This window comes from Pseudomonas sp. WS 5146, from assembly GCF_012985495.1.
Taxonomy (GTDB): Bacteria; Pseudomonadota; Gammaproteobacteria; order Pseudomonadales; family Pseudomonadaceae; genus Aquipseudomonas; species Aquipseudomonas edaphica.
On sequence record NZ_JAAQWL010000003.1, the window covers coordinates 615,720 to 634,873 of the forward strand.

Consider the following 19,154-nt stretch of genomic DNA (forward strand, 5'->3'; position numbering starts at 1 on the left):
GCAGACCTAGGTCTGGCCGGGTGCTCCTGACCGGTTATCTCACCCCGCACATAGCTGCCACCTTTTGTCGAGTGAGATCTGCAAAAGAATGGCTCCCAACCTTTTAGGAGTTTCATTCATGACCAAAATCGTCCCAGACCCACCCCGTTTCACCCCCGACCGTAAAATCTTCGAACGCGCCCTGAGCCACTACCTGCAACCCACCCTACCGCCATCCTTCGCCGTGCATCACGACCTCAGCTTCGAAGACGCCCTCGCCCAAATCTGCGACTTGCTGCGCTGTGCAGCCGCCACCGCAGCGGCCACCCGCCAGGCGCTGAGCGGTGATGAACAGCACATGGCCGGCGCCACCGAGCACTTGGTCAACCAGGCCAAAACCCTTGCCGACCGCGCGCTGGAGTGCATGAACGCCGCGTAACCCTCTGCCGGAACTGGCTTATGTGGGAGCTGGCTTGCCTGCGATGGCCATAGGTCTCTACACAACTTCTGAAGGCAGCCAATTTCTCCTGTGGCGAGCAGGCTTGTCCTGCGTTGGGCCGCGAAGCGGCCCCAGTAAAGGCACTGCAATTTTCCTGAAAGAACTCAGTGTCTGGGTTTGGGGCTGCTTCGCAGCCCAACGCAGGGCAAGCCTGCTCGCCACAACAGCCCACTGGCCGCAGGCTTCGCGTTAACCGGTTGTGTAGATACCTATGGCCATCGCAGGCTTGCCTGCTCCCACTGGTCAGCGTCTACGCGTGAACGTCAGGTCTTTGCGCGACTGCGCTTGTAGACATAGGCGATGTTTTCAATATCGAACCGGCCGTCCTGCTTACCTGGCCCATCGTCGCCAATCCCGATATCCAGCGCCAGCAGCAACTCCGGGCGGGCCAGAAGTTCCAAAGCGCTCTCTTGTGCCTGTGCCGAAAAAGTCCGGGTGCTGGGCACCATGCCGGCGGCTTCTTTCAACTCATGAATATTCACAAAACGGTCGTTTTTACCGGCGGCAAACTCGCGCAAGTGATAGGCGATGTGCCGCAATAAGTATTCGTTGCTCCAGAACGGCTGTGGGCCGACCTTATGCGGCGCATCTTCGCGGGAAGCCAGCCATTGCTTATCGCTGAGAGCGCCATACCCCTCCTGGGTGAAGGCTTGCCACATGCTTGCCGGTGTTTCGGCCACCGCATAGCCGCTGCCGGTGAACCCTTCGAGTACACCGTTGTTTGCATCCTCACCGCGAGTTTTGCCTGCTGCACTCAGAGACGCATCAATCCAGTTAAGTACTCTGGCCGCGTTGTAGGCCGCATCCGCTCTAGACTGGGGGTAAGGGTTACTGGAGGTCCAATCGCCCAATTGCCTATAGGCCATTTCAAAGTAAATATTATTTTCACGCACGGGTTGTCTCACCACTATTTTGCCGTTCACTTTACCGACCCAGTCACGACGTATTCCTCGTTGGCTGTCCAGCCATTTGAGTATGGGGTTGTCATTAATGATTTGCTCAGCGGATCGAGTATCGCCCTGGGGGCGCTGGAGATTTTCCTTCGGGACAACATGCTGATTTTTCTCGCCGCGCAGCGGGTCGATGGGGCCGCGCACAGGCGTTGGCACATAGATTGGAAAGAGTTCCCCTGCGCTAAAGCCCCGTCGTTCATGTTCGTGCTGATCAATATTACCCAGAGACATTGTGTAGTGACTCCAAAAGGAAAAAGATGCCTCGCAGAATTCGGGAGGTCATTCTTAATTAACGCATGTCAGAACTCTGGTTCCCTTACAGGGATCACCGAATGGGGCTGCATTCGTCGGCAAATGTTTCCACTGTGGTGTTGCGTAGATTCCCCGGTCTCCCCCCGACAAGCCCGCATACCAGCGGTTTTTACAGGTAAACTCCCTTCTTTTTCACCGCCCTTCTCTGTTCACGGCGGCCATTCACCTCTTGTATTTAACGGAGTTCGCCTTGCGTCTGTTCCACACCTCCGACTGGCACCTTGGCCAAAACCTGCACGGCCAGGAACGCGACTTCGAACACGCCTGTTTTCTCGACTGGCTGCTGGGCCAATTAAAAGCCGAGCAGCCGGATGCGCTGCTGATCGCCGGCGATATCTTCGACACGGTCAACCCGCCGCTCAAGGCACAGGAGCGCCTGTACGACTTCATCATCAGCGCCCACGAACAAAACCCCAAGCTGACCATTGTGATGATCGCCGGCAACCACGATTCCGGCTCGCGGATCGAGCTGCCCGCGCCGTTGATGCGCCGTTTGCGCACCCATGCATTGGGCCGCGTGCTGTGGCTGGACGACGGCCAATTGGACGCCGAGCGCCTGCTGATCCCGCTGCCCGACGCCAAAGGCAAGATCGCCGCCTGGTGCCTGGCGCTGCCGTTTTTGCGACCGGCGGAAGTCACGGGTGCGCACTTGGGCGACGACTATCTGCGGGGCATTGGCCAGGTGCATGAATGGCTGATCGCCGCCGCCAATGCCAAACGCAAGAAAGGCCAGGCGCTGATTGCCATCAGCCATGCGCACATGGCCGGTGGTTCGGTGTCGGAAGACTCCGAACGCAGCCTGATCATTGGTAATGCCGAAGCACTGCCTGCCAGCCTGTTCGATGCCAGTGTGAGTTATGCGGCGCTGGGCCATTTGCACAAGCCGCAGCAGGTCAACGGCGAAGAGCGCATTCGCTACAGCGGCTCGCCCATTCCCTTGTCGTTTTCCGAAATCGGCTACAAGCACCAGATTCTCGATGTGACCTTCCAGGGCCAACGCCTGGTGGGCGTCGAGCCACGCCTGATCCCACGCTCGGTCAACCTGCAACGCCTGGACGCTGCGCCGCTGGCGGATATCCTCGCACAGCTCGCCGACCTGCCCGACATCGACCTGCTCGCCGAAACCCAGCGCCACCCCTGGCTGGAGGTACGCGTGCGCCTCGACGAGCCGCAGCCGGACCTGCGCCAGCAAATCGAGACTGCCCTGCAAGGCAAGGCCGTGCGCCTGGTGCGCATCGCCGCCGAATACGCAGGCAAACGCGGCAGCGACGACACGGACGAAGCCGGTCTGGTCGAACTTGACCAGCTCACGCCCCAGGAACTGTTCAGCCGCGCCTGGCACGACAACTACGGCAGTGAGGTGGATGAACAGACCATGAAGGATTTCGCCGTGCTGCTTCAGGAAGTGCAACAGGAGGGCGAACAGCCATGAAGATCCTCGCCATCCGCCTGAAAAACCTCGCCTCCCTGGCTGGCCCGTTCGAGATCGACTTTACTGCCGAGCCCCTGGCCAGCGCCGGGCTGTTCGCGATTACCGGCCCAACCGGCGCGGGTAAAAGTACCCTGCTCGATGCCTTGTGCCTGGCACTGTTTGGCGCCGTGCCACGTTTGGGCGATACCGGCCAGGCCAAAATGCCGGATGCCGACAGCGATATCTCCATCGGCGACCCACGCACGCTGATTCGCCGCGGCACCGGCGGCGGGTATGCCGAGGTGGATTTTGTCGGCGTCAACGGCCGCCGTTACCGCGCCCGCTGGGAAGCCAACCGCGCCCGCGACAAGGCCAGTGGCAAGTTGCAGAACAGCCGCCAAAGCCTGATTGACCTGGACAGCGACCAACTGCTGGCCAGCCAGAAAACCGAATACAAGACCCAGCTGGAACTGGCCCTGGGCTTGAATTTCGAGCAGTTCACCCGTGCCGTATTGCTGGCGCAAAGTGAGTTCAGCGCGTTCCTCAAGGCCAACGACAATGAGCGCAGCGAACTGCTGGAAAAGCTCACCGACACCGCGCTGTATACCCAGCTCGGCCGCCGCGCTTTCGACAAGGCCAAGGATGCCAGGGACGCGCATAAACAGCTGCAAGACCAGGCCACCGGCCTGGTGCCGCTGGCGCCTGAGGCCCGCGCCGAACTTGACCAGCAGTTGGCCGAGGCGCAGCAGCACCTCAAGACCCAGCAGGCGCAACTCAAGCAGTTGGAGCTGCAACACACCTGGCTCAAGGAGCTACGTGAGTGGCAGGAGCGCCAGCTCAGTGCCACCGAACAATTGCAGCAAGCCCAACAGCTCTGGGACAGCCAAGGCCAACAGCGTCAGGACCTGAGCCGCCTGGAGCAGTTAGCGCCACAACGCCATCAGTTCGCGCGGCTGGCTGAACTCGACACCCTGCTCACCCCGCTGGCGGCGCAGATTCAACAGCACATCGAGCAGCAAACCGCGCTGCAAGCACGCCAGGAGCAGGCGCAACAACAGCAGGCCGCCGCCCAGGTCGCCTTGGCTGACGCCTTGAAACACCAGGCCGACGCCGTGCCCTTGCTGCGCCAGGCGTTCGAACAGCAGAGCACCCTCGCCCATCTGAGCAAAGACCTGGCCAAACGCAGTGACGACAAGCAACAACAGGAAACCGCCTGCGCCGAAGGGCAGTCGTTGCTCAATGGCTTGCTGGAGAAACAGGCCCAGGTTGCCGGACGCCTGCAACGCCTGGCCGCTGAGCTTGAGCGCAGCGCTGCCTTTGCACCGCTGAGCGACGCTTGGACCGCCTATCGCGACCGCCTGCAACAGCTGATGCTGATCGGCAACCGCCTGAACAAGGGCCAGGCCGAACTGCCGCAGCTTGAACACAAAGCCGCCACCGCTGCCGAAAAATTCACCCAGCAGCGCGAGGCGTTGGACCTGCTGTACCAGGAAGCCGGCGCCGAACCGCACGCCGTCGCCGAGCAGGTCCAATTGCTCGCAAGCCTGCTGCAGGACAATCGCAAGCAGCAACGCGCCTTCGAAGACCTTACGCGCTTGTGGGACAGCCAGCAGCAGCTGGATATACAGAGCGCCGCGCTGACGCAAAAACTCGCAGACGCCCAGCAACAGCGCGAACAGTTGAACCAGACCGGCCTGCAAACCAAGGCCGAACTCACGGTGGCCGAGCAAACCCTGTCGGTGACCAAGCAACTGCTGGAACGCCAGCGGTTGGCGCGCAGTGCCAGTGTCGAAGAGTTGCGCGAGCAGTTGCAGGACGACCAGCCGTGCCCTGTGTGCGGCAGCCATGAGCATCCGTACCATCAGCCCGAAGCCTTGCTGCAAAGCCTTGGCCGCCATGATGAAAACGAAGAAGCCACGGCGCAGAAGGCCGTCGATACGCTGAAGGAAAAACTCACCGAGCTGCGTGGCGAAGTGGGCGGCTTGATCGCCCAGCAAAAGGAGTTCCTGCAACAGCAAGAGCTGTTGGCGACACAACAACAGGGCCTGGCCCCCAGCTTGCAAGCACATCCATTGTCGGCCTCGCTGTTTAATCAGGACGCCACCCAGCGCAGCGCCTGGCTGGCCCAGCAGTTAGCGCAACTCACGCAAAGCATCGCCCAGGATGAGCAACGCCAAGGCGCCCTGCTCAACCTGCAACAAAATGCCGGGCGCTTGCAGCAACAACTGCAAGCGGCCCAGGACGCCAGCCAGCAAGCCCGCCAGCTGCTGGTGGACCAGCAACGCGAACTGTCCAATGACCGTGAGCGCCTGGACGAAGAACTGCAGGCCTTCGCCGGCCTGCTACCGGCCGACACCCTCGACGGTTTGCGCCGTGAACCGGCAGCGACCTTTATGCAGCTGGACCAGCACGTCAGCCAGCGCCTGGAACAGCTGGGCCATCAGCGTGATGAGTTGGCTGAACAGCAAGAACGCCAGCAGGCCATCGAAAAAGAGCAGACCCATCAGCAGCATCGCCAGCAGCAGGTGGAAGCCTTGCAACAGCAAGTCACCGAGCTGACCACCCAGCAACAGGCCGCCCAGGCAATACTCACCGCCTTGCTCGGCGAGCACACCAGTGCCCAACAGTGGCAACACCGGCTGGATGAGGCCGTGGCGCAAGCTCGCCGAAGCGAGACAGACGCCAACCAACAGCTGCAAGAGCTGCGCGATGCCCTGATCCAATTGGCTGCCGACCTCAAGGCCCAGCAGGAACGCGTACAGGCGCTGACCGCCGAGCAGCAGACCCTCGATGCGCGCCTGGGCGAATGGCGCGCGCTGCACCCGCAACTGGATAACGACGGTCTTACGCGTTTGCTGGCCTTTGATGACAGCCAAGTCAGCGCCTTGCGCCAGCAGTTGCAGCACAGCGAAAAAGCCGTCGAGCAAGCCAAGGTGTTGTTGCAGGAGCGCGAACAGCGCCTGGCCGAACACCAGGCCTTGCACAATGGCAACCTGGACGCCGAACAGCTGGACAGCAGTCTCGCCGCGCTTAATCAGCAATTGGCCGAGGGCGACAGCCGCTGCGCCGAATTGCGTGCGCGTCAGTCCGAAGACCAACGTCGCCAGGACGCCAACCATGTCCTGGGCGAGCATATCGCCAAGGCTTATGACGAGTGGCAGCGCTGGGCACGCCTGAATGCGCTGATCGGCTCGGCCACCGGCGACACGTTCCGCAAGATCGCCCAGGCCTACAACCTCGACTTGCTGGTACACCACGCCAACGTGCAGTTGCGCCAACTGGTGCGCCGCTATCGCCTCAAGCGCGGCGGCAGCATGTTGGGGCTGTTGGTGATGGACACAGAGATGGGCGACGAATTGCGCTCGGTGCATTCGCTGTCGGGTGGCGAGACGTTCCTGGTGTCGCTGGCGTTGGCGTTGGGGCTGGCGTCGATGGCGTCCAGCACCTTGAAGATCGAGTCGCTGTTTATCGACGAAGGTTTTGGCAGCCTGGACCCCGAATCGCTGCAATTGGCGATGGACGCGCTGGACGGCTTGCAAGCCCAGGGCCGCAAGGTGGCAGTGATCTCCCACGTACAGGAAATGCATGAGCGCATCCCGGTGCAGATCCAGGTCAAGCGCCAGGGCAATGGTTTGAGCACGCTGGAGGTCAAGTGAGCGAGGCGCTGCTGTATTCGTTTCGGCGCTGCCCGTACGCGATGCGGGCGCGCCTGGCCGTGCGCTATTCGGGCCTGCCCGTGCAGATCATCGAAGTGAGCCTCAAGGCCAAGCCGGCCGAGATGCTGGCACTGTCGCCCAAGGGCACGGTGCCGGTGCTTTGCGTGGGCGGCCAGGTGATCGAGGAAAGCCTGGAAATCATGCATTGGGCGCTGGCGCAGCACGATCCTGATGATTGGTTGCTACAGGGCGACCCGAGGGTTCAGGAACTGATCGCTGAGAACGACCAGGTGTTCAAACATCATTTGAATCGATACAAGTACGCCGAGCGCTACCCCGAGCAGCCGATGGAACATTATCGGGCCGAGGGCGAGGTGTTTTTGCAGAAGCTGGAAGCGTTGCTGGCGGGGAATGATTACTTGCTGGCCGAGCATTTGAGCCTGGCCGATATGGCACTGGCGCCGTTTGTGCGCCAGTTTGCGCATGTCGACCGCGAGTGGTTTGCTTGTACCCCGTATCACCGGTTACAGACCTGGCTACAGCGCTTTCTGGAATCGCCGCTGTTTGTGGCGGTCATGGCAAAACCCTGAGGTCCACACAATCAAATGTGGGAGCTGGCTTGCCTGCGATGCCGACGACTCGGTGTAACTGATCCACCGCATCGATTTCATCGCAGGCAAGCCAGCTCCCACATTTGACCGTCGCTTGGCTCAAGCTCAGTGCTGGGCTTTGTGATCCAGTGCGGCATAGAAGTTGGCGCTTTGTTGCAGGTATTTCTGGGTGTAGGCCGTGGTGGTGGATTTTTTGCCGGTGACTTCCACGCTGGCGGCAGCAGGCAATGCCACGGTGGCGGAAACAGCGGAAGCAGCGATGATGGAGAAGAGGTTCAAGTTCATGGCGGTAACCCTTGTGTTCGTTTGGTTAGGTGGCCAGGGAAGGCCTTGGAACCAAACTTACGCCCGAGGGTTAAACCTTAGAAATGCTTTGAAACAGTAGCCGCTATTAATAGAATTAATACAAAGGGTCAGGCCCCGCACTGCGGGGCCTGTGGCTTATTGACGCACCAGGAACTTGAGGTCGCTGGGCGCATCGATCGACTGTTTCTGCACGGTTTTACCCAGCAGGCCGGTCTTGGGGTCGCGTTCGACCACCACGATTTCATTGCTTTTCTGGTTGGCGATCAGCAAAAACTTGCCGCTCGGGTCCAGGCTGAACTCGCGCGGGTGGTCACCTTCTACCGAACGGCGCTGCAGTTCCTTGAGGTGCGCGGTGGCCGGGTCGATGCTGAACACCAGCACCTGGTTGGCCGTGCCACGGTTGCTCACGTACAGGAATTTGCCGTCGCTTGAGGCGTGTACGGCGGCACCGGCCTTGTCGGAAACCGGCTGCCCGGCGGAAAAATCGACCAATTGGGTCTGGCTGAGCTTGCCGTCGTTGTAATCGAACACAGCCACCTGAGCGCTCATTTCAGTGGTCAGCCAGGCATGCTTGCCATCGGCGCTGAACAACAGGTGGCGCGGGCCGCTGCCCGGTGGCAGTTGCACAAAGGCGGGATCGGCCGGGGTCAAGGGCAGTTCGTGGTTGGCCTTGGGATCGTAGTGGTAGGCAAACACCTTGTCGGCGCCCAGGTCCTGTACAAACACATACTTGCCGTCCGGTGACGACACTACCGAGTGGACGTGGTTGGAGGCCTGACGCTCCGGGTTCACGCGGCTGGCCGGGTGCCCGCTCAACTGCACCGGCGCCGACAGCTTGCCGTTGGCGTCAACCGGCAGCACGGCCAGGCTGCCGCCCGGGTCTTCCAGCACCGAATAGTTGGCGACGAACAGGTAACGGCCATCAGCGGCCAGGCTGGAATGGGTCGGTTCGTTGCCCAGGCTCTGCACCTGGTTGATCAGGCTGAGCTGATGATTCTGCGGGTCGATGCTGTAGCTGCTGACGCGGCCGACCGGATCTTTTTGCCCTGGGCCGTTCTCGTTGACCACAAACAGGTGCTTGCGGTCTTTGGAAATCGTCAGCCACGAGGGGTTGGCCGCTTTGGCCGCCAGCACGGGTTTGCCGCTGAATTGGCCGGTGCGGCTGTCAAATTGCAGGCGGTAAATACCTTCGCTGGTGCCGGCGGTGTAGCTGCCGACCAACAGTTCATAGGTGTCGGCCGGCGCGGCTTGCACCGACATCGCACCGACACTGCCCGCCATCAACAGGGGCCAGAATTTACGCATCATCATCCGCTTCGTCCTCGTCGTTATTGTTGCCGGTGACGCCGCTCATGCAGACCAGGCGATGCTCGCCCGAGTCACCGGTAAGGGTCCAGCTTTGCAAGGTGGGATCAAACACTGCTGCTTTGACTTGCTCCAGGCTGAAGCTCCAGCGCTTTTCGGCGCGACCGTCCATGCAAATGATCAACAGTTTCTGGTCATCCAGGCTGAAATCAAAGGTGTGCAGCCCATCGATTTCAACCATCTGGCAGTCTTCAAAAGCATGCAGCAAGGTAGCGGTGTCGGCAGTCATAGACATCAATCATCAAGGGGAAAGCGCTCATGATAGGGCAAATTACTGCATCAGCCTAAAACCCTGCCTCAAACACACCAACGCGCATCATGCAGTACCCAGATACCGCTCCTTTACCACGAGATCGACGTTAACTCGCCATGACACCTGTGATGTTCGATTAACCAATCGTGGAGACCTCAAAAAATGCTACCACCGTCCATCAACGAGCCGCCTGCCAGCGATGTGATGCTCGCGCAATGCCCAAGCATGGGCGCTACCGTCAGCGCGCAGTTCGCAGACCGCCCCAGGCTTGAAGCCGTCGTTGAGCAAATGTTGGCGACAACCCTTACGCAAAAATACCCGGGGATGGCGCTGGACCTTTCCCGCACCCAACTGGCGACGCCCCAGGCCGATGGGCGCTATACCTTCGAGCGACTCACGACAAAAGCGCTGGACTATCTGGCCGATGGGGCCGCCTTGGACTTTAGCGCGGTAGGCTCGCACGCCTTTTTCCTCACTGAGCAGGCACCCACGCCCATCACCACCCCCGCCGGTGACGCGCTGGACATGATGCAGGTCGAGGCACTGATTGGCGAACTGGCCTGGTCGCTGCCGATCGGCCTGCAAGATGCCTTGACGGCCTATTGGAACCCGGCCGGCGAGCTACCCAGCCGTTGGAGTTTACTCAGTGAGAGCTTGGTGCAAGCGCTGCAGATTTCAGTGCTGACCCAGCCAGGCTTGAGCGATATTGAGCGCGAGACGGTACAACAGGTCATTGACTTCCCTGACAGTTATCCGCGTCAGCAAAATAACGACAGCAACACCCTTGTCTACGAACTGGAAACCTACCTGAACAGCGCCAGCGGCAACTCGGTTTTATTCGCCCCCGAGCTGTTGCTGGAGCGTACCGTCAATACGCATACGGTCGTTCTGTTATGCCATCCGGGTGGAAAAATCGAAACATTTAGCTCAATGGATGCCTTTAACCAGCATTGGGGCAGCGCCCTCACCGCTCAATACAGCGTCGATTCGCTGAGCTGCAAACGTTACGAGGTTTATGGCGATGCGTTCGGGCATCAAGCCGAACTGATCCTGAATCAACAATTACTCAACATTGAAGCCGTGAAACTGCCTTGCTCCTTCGGGAAGGCTAAGCTGCAAGCGCTTTACCATGAGCTCAGTGACCCGACGCCCTGCTTTGCCAACACGACCCAAGTCCAGGCACAGTTTCAGAACGTGCTGAGCCCGCAACTGCCAGACTGGCTCCAAAACGCCTCGCACATCCCCAAAAAAAACTACTCCCGCTACAGTTTGGGGTTGGCGAACAGTAAGCGGCTCAGCAGGGGCCATACCTTTCTCAGCGGCATTACGGACATCAACGCCTTCACCACCGCAGCCTTGTCAAAGGCGCTCGACGCCGAGCAGCAAAGCCTGCCCGCGAGCGACGAAGAGGCTGCGCTACCCGAGACCTATGCGCCCGACAAAGTGCTTGTCACGGTGACCCCTGCTGCTGACGCTGAAGACACCGCACAGGGCATTTCCACTGAGTCGATGAGCCTGACAGACCTGGTGATCACCTGCCTGAAAGGCCGCCCTGCTGGCACCTTTACCCTGGCGCACCGTGACGGCCTGCCCCTGCCTGGATGGTTGACGGCGGACTTCATCACCCGCAACGGCGGGCTAATTGAGAGACTCGACATCGGCAAGGCTTATTCCGACTACCTCGAAACACAGTTATTGAATCACACGCCAGAGTCTTTCGCGCGCAAGCGCCAGCTCGTCGCCCAGCTATGTTATCAACTACCGTTGCAGGCGCTGGAGTTGCATCTGAAACAACCGAGCAGTGTCAGCGCACTGGCCGCCGGATACGTTGCCACGCTGCTGCAGCACAACGCCAACGAAGCCTCCATTGGCAGCAAAGGCTTCGTCGACACCCCATCGGTGATCATTCAACCGTTGGCACTGTTGCGCGCAGCGCAAGCGGAACCTGACGTCGTCAGCGCTATGTTCATCATCGAAGCGCAGGACAAGAGCAAAGGCCCCCATCTGCTTTACCGCCCCTTTTATGCACACGCCTTATGTGAGTTCGCCACACGCGACGCGCTGTTGAATGCTATCTCGCAGCCAGGAGAACTGCACGACAGTGTGCTGGCCTGGATGTCCGATGAAGCCCGGGCTGTCTATGACAACGGTGGCCTCCTGGCACCCCATCCCCTGGATGTTGGCCTGAATGCCGAGTCTGTACCCGATTCACCCCTACCCACGGCACAACTGGCCGATCAACGCGAGGTCGACAAATCGCTGACAAGCATGAACTTCTCCAGCGCCCAGTCCTTCCTCTACTTCTACATCGTAGAGGCGCTGACCAATGTGGGAGGTGATGGCGCGCCGCTGAATAAAACAAAACGCTGGGCAGCATTGCTGGAAATGGGCGGCGGCCCGTTTGATGCGTTACTGCAGCCGCAACAGCGAGCACCGGTTTTGCTGACCGCCTGGCTAGGCACACTGGTGAATCAATTGACGCCTGATCTGCCTGCACTCAATAGCAATGACCCCATCACACGCGAAGTGGCCATAGCCGACATGACACTCAACCTGGCTATCCTGCTCGCTGAAAGCATGCCGGTTGCCTCGACCACCGAGCCTGTGGACGCCACGCTCAAAGACCAGGCGTTACGCCCGCCCGCGCCGCGTCAATCCCAAGAGGGACGGCAGCTCTCCAGCAACGTGGTACTGACGGAAAACGTCATTGGCTACTACTACGGAGCCAACAAAAAGCTCGATTCAGCACTGGAATTTGGATACACCTTTTTCCAAAACAGAATGCCGTACGGGCATTGGGCGAACGTCACCAGCTTTTTCGGCTTTGCCTGTTTTGAAGCGCTGCCTGAAGCTTCGTCTGACGGCCCGTACCGAGGGCTCTACCGGATCGACAACGCCTGGCACTTGAACGTCTATGGGATTCTTTTCAAGGTCATCATGCTCGACGACGAGCGTGTGGCGATCGTTCGCGCGAGTTCAGGCACCCGCGGACCTCGCTTAAAAGTCGACGAGCAAGGCAATTGGTCGTTCGATATGAGCCTACGCGTAAAAGGCGGTAGCGTGCTCAAGCGCCTGGCCACCGAACGCACCCGCAGGGCCCAAATCCCGCCAGCCGTGGCAGGCCTGTAGCGTGCAAAACAAGGCACGGCTTCGCCATCGGTAGGCACACAGTAAAACGCCCGACGGGTCAGGTCGGGCGTTTGTTTCCAAATTGCCTGTGGTCAAGCACGCTCAGTGCGCAAACAATGAATTGCCCTTCTGCCCCGCCAGCTTCTCGGGTTTGATCAGGAACCGCGCCAGTGCCGGCAACAGCCACAGCGCACCGAACATGTTCCAGAGCAGCATGAAGGTCAGCATCAGGCCCATGTCGGCCTGGAACTTGATAGCCGAGAAGATCCAGGTGCACACACCGATGGCCAGGCACAGGCCGGTGAACAGCACGGCTTTACCGGTGGACTTGAGCGTCTGGTAGTAGGCCTCTTGCAACGGCAGGCCGGCGCGCAGGAAGCTTTCCAGGCGGCTGTAGATGTAAATGCCGTAGTCCACGCCAATCCCCACGCCCAGCGCCACCACCGGCAAGGTTGCGACCTTGACCCCGATGCCCATGAACGCCATCAGGGCATTGCCCAGCACTGAGGTCAGCACCAGCGGCAACACGATGCACAGGGTCGCCGCCCAGGAGCGGAAGGTGATCATGCACATGGTGGCCACGCACAGGTACACCAGAATCAGGATGGTCAGCTCCGACTCCTTGATCACCTCGTTAGTGGCAGCTTCGATCCCGGCGTTACCGGCGGCGAGGATAAATTCCAGGCCGTCCTTGTTGTTTTCCCTGGCGAAGTCCTGCACCGCATGCACGGCGCGGTCGAGGGTTTCGGCCTTGTGGTCGTTGAGGAACACCAGCACCGGCGCCAGTGAGCAATTGTTGTTGTACAGGCCGTCGGCGCGGGCAATGGAGTTGTTCAGTACGTCGGGGTTACGCGACAGGGTTTCCCATTTGAGGTTGCCCTCGTTCATGCCCTTGATCATCTGCTTGGACACGGTCACCAGCGAGATCGCCGACTGGACGCCCTCGGTGTTCTGCATCTTCCACATCAACTGGTCGATGGGCGCCATGGCTTCATAACGCGAGCAGTCTTCGGCCTTGGTCTTGACCATCACCACCAGCACATCGGAGCTGGTGGAGTAGTTACTGATGATGAAGTTGTTGTCTTTGTTGTAGCGCGACTCCGGGCGCAGTTCCGGCGCGCCCTGGTCGAGGTCGCCGATCTTGAGGTTCTGGCTGTACCAGAGGCCGCCGCCGAAGGCGACCAGCGCGAGCAGGATCGAGACTGGCGCGACTTTCGCGCTGGCGAATTTGGACAGCAGGCGCCAGAACGGGTGTTCGCGGTGCGCGTCCTTCTTGCTCTTGGCGATCGCGCGCTTGCTGATGCCGACATAGGAGATCGCCACCGGCAGCAGGATCAGGTTGGTGAATACGATCACCGCCACGCCGATGGACGCGCCGATGGCCAGTTCACGGATCACGCCGATGTCGATGATCAGCAGCGTGATAAAGCCCACGGCGTCGGCGAGGATCGCAATCATGCCGGGCAGGAACAGTTGCCGGAACGTGCGCCGTGCCGCGGTCAGGGCGTTATCTGCCTCGCTGGATTGCAGGGCGATGCCGTTGATCTTCTGCACGCCATGGGAAATACCGATGGCAAAGATCAGGAACGGCACCAGCATCGAATAGGGATCCAGGCCGAAGCCGAAAAAGTGCATCAGCCCCAATTGCCAGATAACCGCCACCAGCGTGGTACTCAACACCGCGACAGTACTGCGCAGGCAGTTGGTGAACCACAGCAACAGGATCAAGGTGATCACAAACGCGATGCCGAAGAACATCACCACCATTACCAGGCCGTCGATCAGGTCACCGACCTTCTTGGCGAAACCGACGATATGGATCTTGACGTTGGGGTTCTGGGCTTCGAACTTGTCGCGGATCTTGTCTTCGAGTTCATGGGAGAACTTGCGGTAGTCCAGGGCCAGCAACTTGCCTTGGTCCTGCGGGTCCGGGTAGGACTCCAGCAAAGGAATATCGACGATACTCGACTTGAAATCGTTGGCCACCAGACGCCCGACCTGGCCGGACTTGAGCACGTTGTTGCGCAGTTGGTCGAGGCTTTGCGGCGAGCCGTTGTAGCTTTGCGGGATTACTTCACCGCCGGCAAAACCCTCTTCGGTGACTTCGGTCCAGCGCACGCTGGGGCTCCACAGCGACTTGAGGCCCGAGCGGTCAACGCCGGAGATGTAGAACACCTCGTCGTTGATCTGCCTCAGCGTCTCCATGTACTCCTTCGAGAAGATGTCGCCATCCTTGGCCTCCACCGAGATGCGCACGGTGTTGCCCAGGTTCGCCAGGTCGTTACGGTGCTCCATCATCTTTTCGATGAAGGGGTGCTTGAGGGGGATCATCTTTTCAAAGCTGGTGGACGGGCGGATCAAGGTCGCCTGCCAGAACAGGAAAATACTCACCAGCAGGCAGATAACGATCACTGCCGGGCGGTTGTTGAAGATCAGGCGCTCAAGAAAGGTCGCTTTATCGTTGTGATGACTGCTCATTCTTTCCCCGCCTTCTTATTGTTTTTCGAGTTCAGCGCCGGTTGCCTTGGCAACACGAACGCCGCCCTGCCCCGCCAGAATCAAGTTGCCATTGCCCGCCGCCGTGACCGAGGAGAGCGAAATGCGGTCCGGGCGGTTGAATACGCTGAAGGTCTGGCCGTCGTCGTGGCTGATCACCACGCTGCCGCCGTTGCCGACCACCACGATGGCGCCGTCATCGAGCAACGTCGCCCCCGACAAGCCAAACTCCAGGGCACCACGCGCCGCATTCAACGCCACTGGCTCCCACGTGCTGCCAAAATCGGTGGAGCGGTAGAGATTGCCGCGCAGGCCATACGCCAACAGGGTCTGCGGCTGGGCGGTGCCGATCACTCCGAACAGCGAGCCCTCATAGGGGCCTTCGAGTTTTTCCCAGGTCTGGCCGTCGTCGCTGGAGCGGAACATGCTGCCCTGCTCGCCGACGATAAACAGCCCGGCACCCTTGATAGCGGCGATGGCATTGAGGTGGAACTGGTCTTCGTTGTCGAGGCGATCACTCACGTCGTCCCAGGTTTTGCCGCCGTCGGTGGTTTCGATCAGCGCACCGTAGGCGCCCACGGCCAGGCCATGCTCGGCATCCTTGAACCACACGTCGAGCAATGGCGCTTCGCGCTTGAGGTCCTGGTATTGCTGAACCCAGGTGGCGCCACCGTCGGTGCTGGCCAGGATCTGCGCGTCATGGCCCACCGCCCAACCGTGTTTGTCGTCAACGAAATACACCGCCGTGAGCAGTTGCCGGGTCGGCACTTTGGCTTGGGTCCAGGTGTTGCCCTGGTCATCGGAATAAAGGATGTGCCCGCGATCGCCGACCGCCACCAGGCGCTTGCCGGCATGCACGACATCGATCATCAGGCCTTTGGCGGCCTTGGGAGACTCAATTGCAAATACCGGCTGTGCGCTGCTGGTGTCGCCGGTTGCCAGCGCGGGTGTCGACAACGCCCCAAGCAGCGAGAGCGCTGTGGCCAGCATCGCAACCCTGCGTGCGGCGCGCGGGCGGCAAACAGCCCAACCCATGACAGGCTCACTCATAGACCTTTCTCCCCATTTATTATTGTTAGGTGGTCTCGCCTTCCCGGGCTCTGAAACCTGCAATCTAGAGCGCCTGGAGGAAGCAGGGGCCATCCTATCGGGCTTTGGAATCGTCTGACAATCGGCGCTACGTTATCTTTTGTTAACTGACGGGTTTTGGCGTTGGCCTGAATATGCCTGCATTACCCAGGCTGATTAATGAATTTTTATTCCATCTATTGAATTATGGGAATTTTTATTCCATTAATAGCCTTCCTGACAACAATAATCCAAAGGACCACGGCGATGCGTGAACTCGGAATCGGCTTGATCGGCACAGGCTTTATGGGGCGCGCCCATGCGCTGGCGTTCAACAATGCCCGCGCGGTGTTCGAACTGCCGGTACACCTCAAGCTGGCGGCGCTGGCCGATGCCGACACCGAACGCGCCCAACGTTGCGCCACGGCCTGGGGCTTTGCCCAGGCCCACGGTGACTGGCAGGCGCTGGTCAACGACCCTAATGTCGATGTGGTGGCCATCACCACGCCCAATCACTTGCACTACCCCATGGCCATGGCGGCCATTGCGGCGGGCAAGGCGGTGTATTGCGAAAAACCCCTGGCGGTTAGCCTGGAACAGGCCGACGCCATGCGCCGTGCCGCAAGCGCTGCCGGCGTGGTCACCCGGGTCGGTTACAACTACCAGCACAACCCGATGATTGGCCTGGCCAGGCAGATGATTGTCGACGGCGAACTGGGCGAGATCATCAGCTTCCAGGGCGAGTTCAGCGAAGACTTCATGGCCGATCCGGCCTCGCCGTGGTCATGGCGCTGTGAAGTGGAACATGCCGGTGGCGCGCTGGCGGATCTGGGCAGCCACCTGCTATCGATGGCGCGTTATCTGGTAGGCGACGTGGTGAGCGTGTGTGCCGACACACACACCGTGCATGCCCAACGCCCTGCCGTCAAAGGCAGCAACGCGCTCAAACCCATTGCAGTGGATGACCAAGTGCATGCGCTGCTGCGTTTCGCCAATGGCGCCCGTGGCACCGTGAGCAGCAGTTGGCTCAAGCAGGGCTACAAGAACCACCTGAGTTTTGAAATCAGCGGCACTCAAGGCACGTTGGCGTTCGATCAGGAACGCTTGAATGAACTGCGCGTATGCCGCGCCGGCCAGGACGGTTTCCAGCGTGTGCTCGCCGGCCCCGCCCTGCCCGGCTATGCCGCATTCAGCCCGGCTGCCGGGCATCAGCTGGGTTACAACGAGCTGAAGACCCTGGAAGTGCAGGAGCTGGTCATGGCGCTGGCGGGGCAAGGTGCAGCGGGCACTGACTTTGAAGCCGCCTGGGCGGTCGAGCGGCTGGCAACGGCGATTCGCCTGGCCGCCCGTGAGGAGCGCTGGGTCGACGTAGGTGAGGTCTGATCAAGGGGAGCGGCGTGCTCCCCCGTGTGCTCAATTCAGATAACGAACCGCGCGACCATCCCATTCAGATCCACCGCCAGGCGCGACAGTTCATGGCTGGCCGCGCTGGTCTGGTTGGCACCCGCCGCCGATTGAGTCGCCAAGTCGCGGATGTTGACGAGGTTGCGATCCACTTCACGGGACACTTGGGCCTGCTCTTCCGAGGCGCTGGCGATGACCAGGTTGCGCTCGTTGATCAAGCTGATCGACTGGGTGATCTGCTCCAGGGCCACACCGGCCGCGCGGGCCAGCTCCAGGGTGGTCTGGGTGCGTTGGTTGCTCTGTTGCATTGATTGCACGGCTTCACCGGTACCGCTCTGGATGCCGGCGACCATCTTTTCAATTTCCTGAGTCGATTGCGCCGTGCGGTGCGCCAAGGCGCGGACTTCGTCGGCCACCACCGCAAACCCACGCCCGGCTTCACCGGCGCGCGCGGCTTCAATCGCTGCGTTCAGCGCCAGCAGGTTGGTCTGTTCGGCAATCGCGCGGATCACGTCGAGCACCTTGCCGATATCACGGCCCTGGGTTGCCAGGCCTTCAATCATCAACGCAGTGTTTTGCACGTCCTGGGTCATGGTCTGGATTGCACCGACGGTTTCCACCACGCGGTCACGCCCTTCCCGCGCCGCCTGGTTGGACTGGCTGGAAGCTTCGGAGGTGGACACCGCATTGCGCGCCACTTCTTCGACGGCGGCGGTCATCTCGTTGACGGCCGTGGCGGCCTGGTCGATTTCGTTGTTTTGCTGTTGCAGGCCTTTGGAGGCTTCTTCGGTGACCGCACTGAGCTCTTCGGCGGCAGACGCCAGTTGCGTGGCCGAGCCGGCGATGTGCTGGATGGTTTGGCGCAGGTTGGTTTGCATCGCCGACAAGGCGCCCAGCAGGCGCGCAGGCTCGTCCTTGCCGGCATCTTCGATAACTTTGGTGAGGTTGCCACCGGCAATGGTTTCGGCCACTTCCAACGCTTTGCGCAGCGGCGTGACGATGCTGCGGGTCAGCAGCCAGGCGAGCAGTACCGTCATGAGCGCCGCCGCGACGGCCACAATGACGATGCCCGTCACCGCCTGCTGGTAGCTGCCTTCAGCTTCCCGGCCGGCCGTGTCGGCATCGGCACTGTTGATGGCGATCAGTTTGTTCAGTTGCTCGCCCATCAGGTCGGTGCCGTCCTTGATGCGCGTATTGATGAGGGTGCGCATGTCCTCGACTTTATTCTGCTGGGACAACGACATCATTTCAGCCTGGGCGGCCAGATAGCTGTCGAGCGTGGCGGCGAAAGACTTGTATAAAGCAGCCTCATCAGCACCCGCCGGCATCACGGCATAGGCGCTCTGGGCCTGCTTGACCTTGTCGACCAGCACGGCCACGCGGGTTTTGGCTTCTTCGAGCGCGGCCGGCTCGCGGTTGATCAAGATGCGGAACGAGAGAATGCGCAAGCGCAGTACGTTCTCGGTCATGTTGCCGAGGAACTTCACGCTGGGTAACTGGTTGGTCCCCATATCCACTGAGGCCTGGCGGATCGTACCCATGCGGTTGACCGCAAACACGCCAAGAATCACAACGAGCAATGCAATGAACGCAAAACCGAGAAAAGCGCGAGGTGCAATATTCAGATTACGAAGGGACATAGCGGTGCTCTCAAGAAGTAGTGTTGGCGCGCATCCCTGCCGCGACACAATCCGTTAGCGGCAACGCGCGTC

At 60.3% G+C, this 19,154-nt stretch carries 13 protein-coding genes; 6 read left to right on the plus strand and 7 right to left on the minus strand.

Annotation, left to right across the window (positions count from 1 at the left end; all coding sequences use genetic code 11):
- The first annotated feature begins 118 nt into the window (after positions 1–118).
- Positions 119–418 (plus strand): DUF6124 family protein, encoded by a 300-nt coding sequence (locus HBO41_RS11650; RefSeq protein WP_169986330.1) that lies wholly within the window; start codon positions 119–121, stop codon positions 416–418.
- 323 nt (positions 419–741) lie between these two features.
- Here HBO41_RS11650 and HBO41_RS11655 read toward each other — a convergent pair whose 3' ends face one another.
- Complete coding sequence (locus tag HBO41_RS11655; RefSeq protein WP_169986332.1) at positions 742–1,662, minus strand: hypothetical protein; 921 nt, start codon at positions 1,660–1,662, stop codon at positions 742–744.
- Positions 1,663–1,933: 271 nt separating this feature from the next.
- Here HBO41_RS11655 and HBO41_RS11660 point away from each other — a divergent pair, with 271 nt between their 5' ends.
- The 3 genes from HBO41_RS11660 to HBO41_RS11670 are packed head-to-tail and all read left to right on the plus strand — an operon-like array spanning position 1,934 to position 7,400.
- The gene (locus HBO41_RS11660; RefSeq protein WP_099549319.1) at positions 1,934–3,175 is read left to right on the plus strand and encodes an exonuclease SbcCD subunit D C-terminal domain-containing protein; all 1,242 of its coding nucleotides are present in this window, start codon (positions 1,934–1,936) and stop codon (positions 3,173–3,175) included.
- A complete protein-coding gene (locus HBO41_RS11665; protein ID WP_169986334.1) occupies positions 3,172–6,810 on the plus strand; it encodes an AAA family ATPase in 3,639 nt (1,212 codons plus the stop codon). Before HBO41_RS11660 ends, HBO41_RS11665 begins: the two co-directional genes overlap by 4 nt.
- Entirely contained in the window at positions 6,807–7,400 is a 594-nt protein-coding gene (locus tag HBO41_RS11670) for a glutathione S-transferase (RefSeq protein ID WP_169986336.1), read from the plus strand. Before HBO41_RS11665 ends, HBO41_RS11670 begins: the two co-directional genes overlap by 4 nt.
- A gap of 126 nt (positions 7,401–7,526) precedes the next feature.
- Here the strand turns inward: HBO41_RS11670 and HBO41_RS11675 are convergent, their stop codons facing one another.
- The 3 genes from HBO41_RS11675 to HBO41_RS11685 all read right to left on the minus strand — a co-directional run bounded on the left by HBO41_RS11675 (position 7,527) and on the right by HBO41_RS11685 (position 9,321).
- Positions 7,527–7,706, minus strand: a complete 180-nt coding sequence (locus HBO41_RS11675) for a hypothetical protein (RefSeq protein ID WP_017138150.1) — start codon at positions 7,704–7,706, stop codon at positions 7,527–7,529.
- A gap of 156 nt (positions 7,707–7,862) precedes the next feature.
- Positions 7,863–9,038: a lactonase family protein gene (locus HBO41_RS11680; protein WP_169986338.1), complete on the minus strand. Its 1,176-nt coding sequence runs from the start codon at positions 9,036–9,038 to the stop codon at positions 7,863–7,865.
- On the minus strand, positions 9,025–9,321 hold the full coding sequence (locus HBO41_RS11685) for a DUF5629 family protein (RefSeq protein ID WP_017138148.1): 297 nt from the start codon (positions 9,319–9,321) through the stop codon (positions 9,025–9,027). The genes HBO41_RS11680 and HBO41_RS11685 overlap by 14 nt, the downstream gene beginning before the upstream one ends.
- A gap of 186 nt (positions 9,322–9,507) precedes the next feature.
- Here HBO41_RS11685 and HBO41_RS11690 point away from each other — a divergent pair, with 186 nt between their 5' ends.
- The gene (locus HBO41_RS11690; protein ID WP_169986340.1) at positions 9,508–12,474 is read left to right on the plus strand and encodes a dermonecrotic toxin domain-containing protein; all 2,967 of its coding nucleotides are present in this window, start codon (positions 9,508–9,510) and stop codon (positions 12,472–12,474) included.
- A gap of 102 nt (positions 12,475–12,576) precedes the next feature.
- Here HBO41_RS11690 and HBO41_RS11695 read toward each other — a convergent pair whose 3' ends face one another.
- Both HBO41_RS11695 and HBO41_RS11700 read right to left on the minus strand, forming a co-directional pair.
- On the minus strand, positions 12,577–14,952 hold the full coding sequence (locus tag HBO41_RS11695; protein WP_169986342.1) for an RND family transporter: 2,376 nt from the start codon (positions 14,950–14,952) through the stop codon (positions 12,577–12,579).
- A gap of 15 nt (positions 14,953–14,967) precedes the next feature.
- The gene (locus tag HBO41_RS11700; protein ID WP_169986454.1) at positions 14,968–16,005 is read right to left on the minus strand and encodes a YCF48-related protein; all 1,038 of its coding nucleotides are present in this window, start codon (positions 16,003–16,005) and stop codon (positions 14,968–14,970) included.
- 300 nt (positions 16,006–16,305) lie between these two features.
- Between HBO41_RS11700 and HBO41_RS11705 the strand changes: the two genes are divergently transcribed.
- On the plus strand, positions 16,306–17,421 hold the full coding sequence (locus tag HBO41_RS11705) for a Gfo/Idh/MocA family protein (protein ID WP_099549311.1): 1,116 nt from the start codon (positions 16,306–16,308) through the stop codon (positions 17,419–17,421).
- A 35-nt stretch (positions 17,422–17,456) separates the two neighbouring features.
- Here HBO41_RS11705 and HBO41_RS11710 read toward each other — a convergent pair whose 3' ends face one another.
- On the minus strand, positions 17,457–19,082 hold the full coding sequence (locus HBO41_RS11710) for a methyl-accepting chemotaxis protein (protein ID WP_169986344.1): 1,626 nt from the start codon (positions 19,080–19,082) through the stop codon (positions 17,457–17,459).
- Positions 19,083–19,154 lie beyond the last annotated feature (72 nt).

Excerpts from the sequence above, each read along its gene's own strand:
- HBO41_RS11650 (WP_169986330.1), top strand. The coding sequence starts at position 119 with ATGACCAAAATCGTCCCAGACCCACCCCGTTTCACCCCCGACCGTAAA.
- HBO41_RS11655 (WP_169986332.1), bottom strand. The coding sequence starts at position 1,662 with ATGTCTCTGGGTAATATTGATCAGCACGAACATGAACGACGGGGCTTT.
- HBO41_RS11665 (WP_169986334.1), top strand. The coding sequence starts at position 3,172 with ATGAAGATCCTCGCCATCCGCCTGAAAAACCTCGCCTCCCTGGCTGGC.
- HBO41_RS11675 (WP_017138150.1), bottom strand. The coding sequence starts at position 7,706 with ATGAACTTGAACCTCTTCTCCATCATCGCTGCTTCCGCTGTTTCCGCC.
- HBO41_RS11680 (WP_169986338.1), bottom strand. The coding sequence starts at position 9,038 with ATGATGATGCGTAAATTCTGGCCCCTGTTGATGGCGGGCAGTGTCGGT.
- HBO41_RS11685 (WP_017138148.1), bottom strand. The coding sequence starts at position 9,321 with ATGACTGCCGACACCGCTACCTTGCTGCATGCTTTTGAAGACTGCCAG.
- HBO41_RS11690 (WP_169986340.1), top strand. The coding sequence starts at position 9,508 with ATGCTACCACCGTCCATCAACGAGCCGCCTGCCAGCGATGTGATGCTC.
- HBO41_RS11695 (WP_169986342.1), bottom strand. The coding sequence starts at position 14,952 with ATGAGCAGTCATCACAACGATAAAGCGACCTTTCTTGAGCGCCTGATC.
- HBO41_RS11700 (WP_169986454.1), bottom strand. The coding sequence starts at position 16,005 with ATGGGTTGGGCTGTTTGCCGCCCGCGCGCCGCACGCAGGGTTGCGATG.
- HBO41_RS11705 (WP_099549311.1), top strand. The coding sequence starts at position 16,306 with ATGCGTGAACTCGGAATCGGCTTGATCGGCACAGGCTTTATGGGGCGC.
- HBO41_RS11710 (WP_169986344.1), bottom strand. The coding sequence starts at position 19,082 with ATGTCCCTTCGTAATCTGAATATTGCACCTCGCGCTTTTCTCGGTTTT.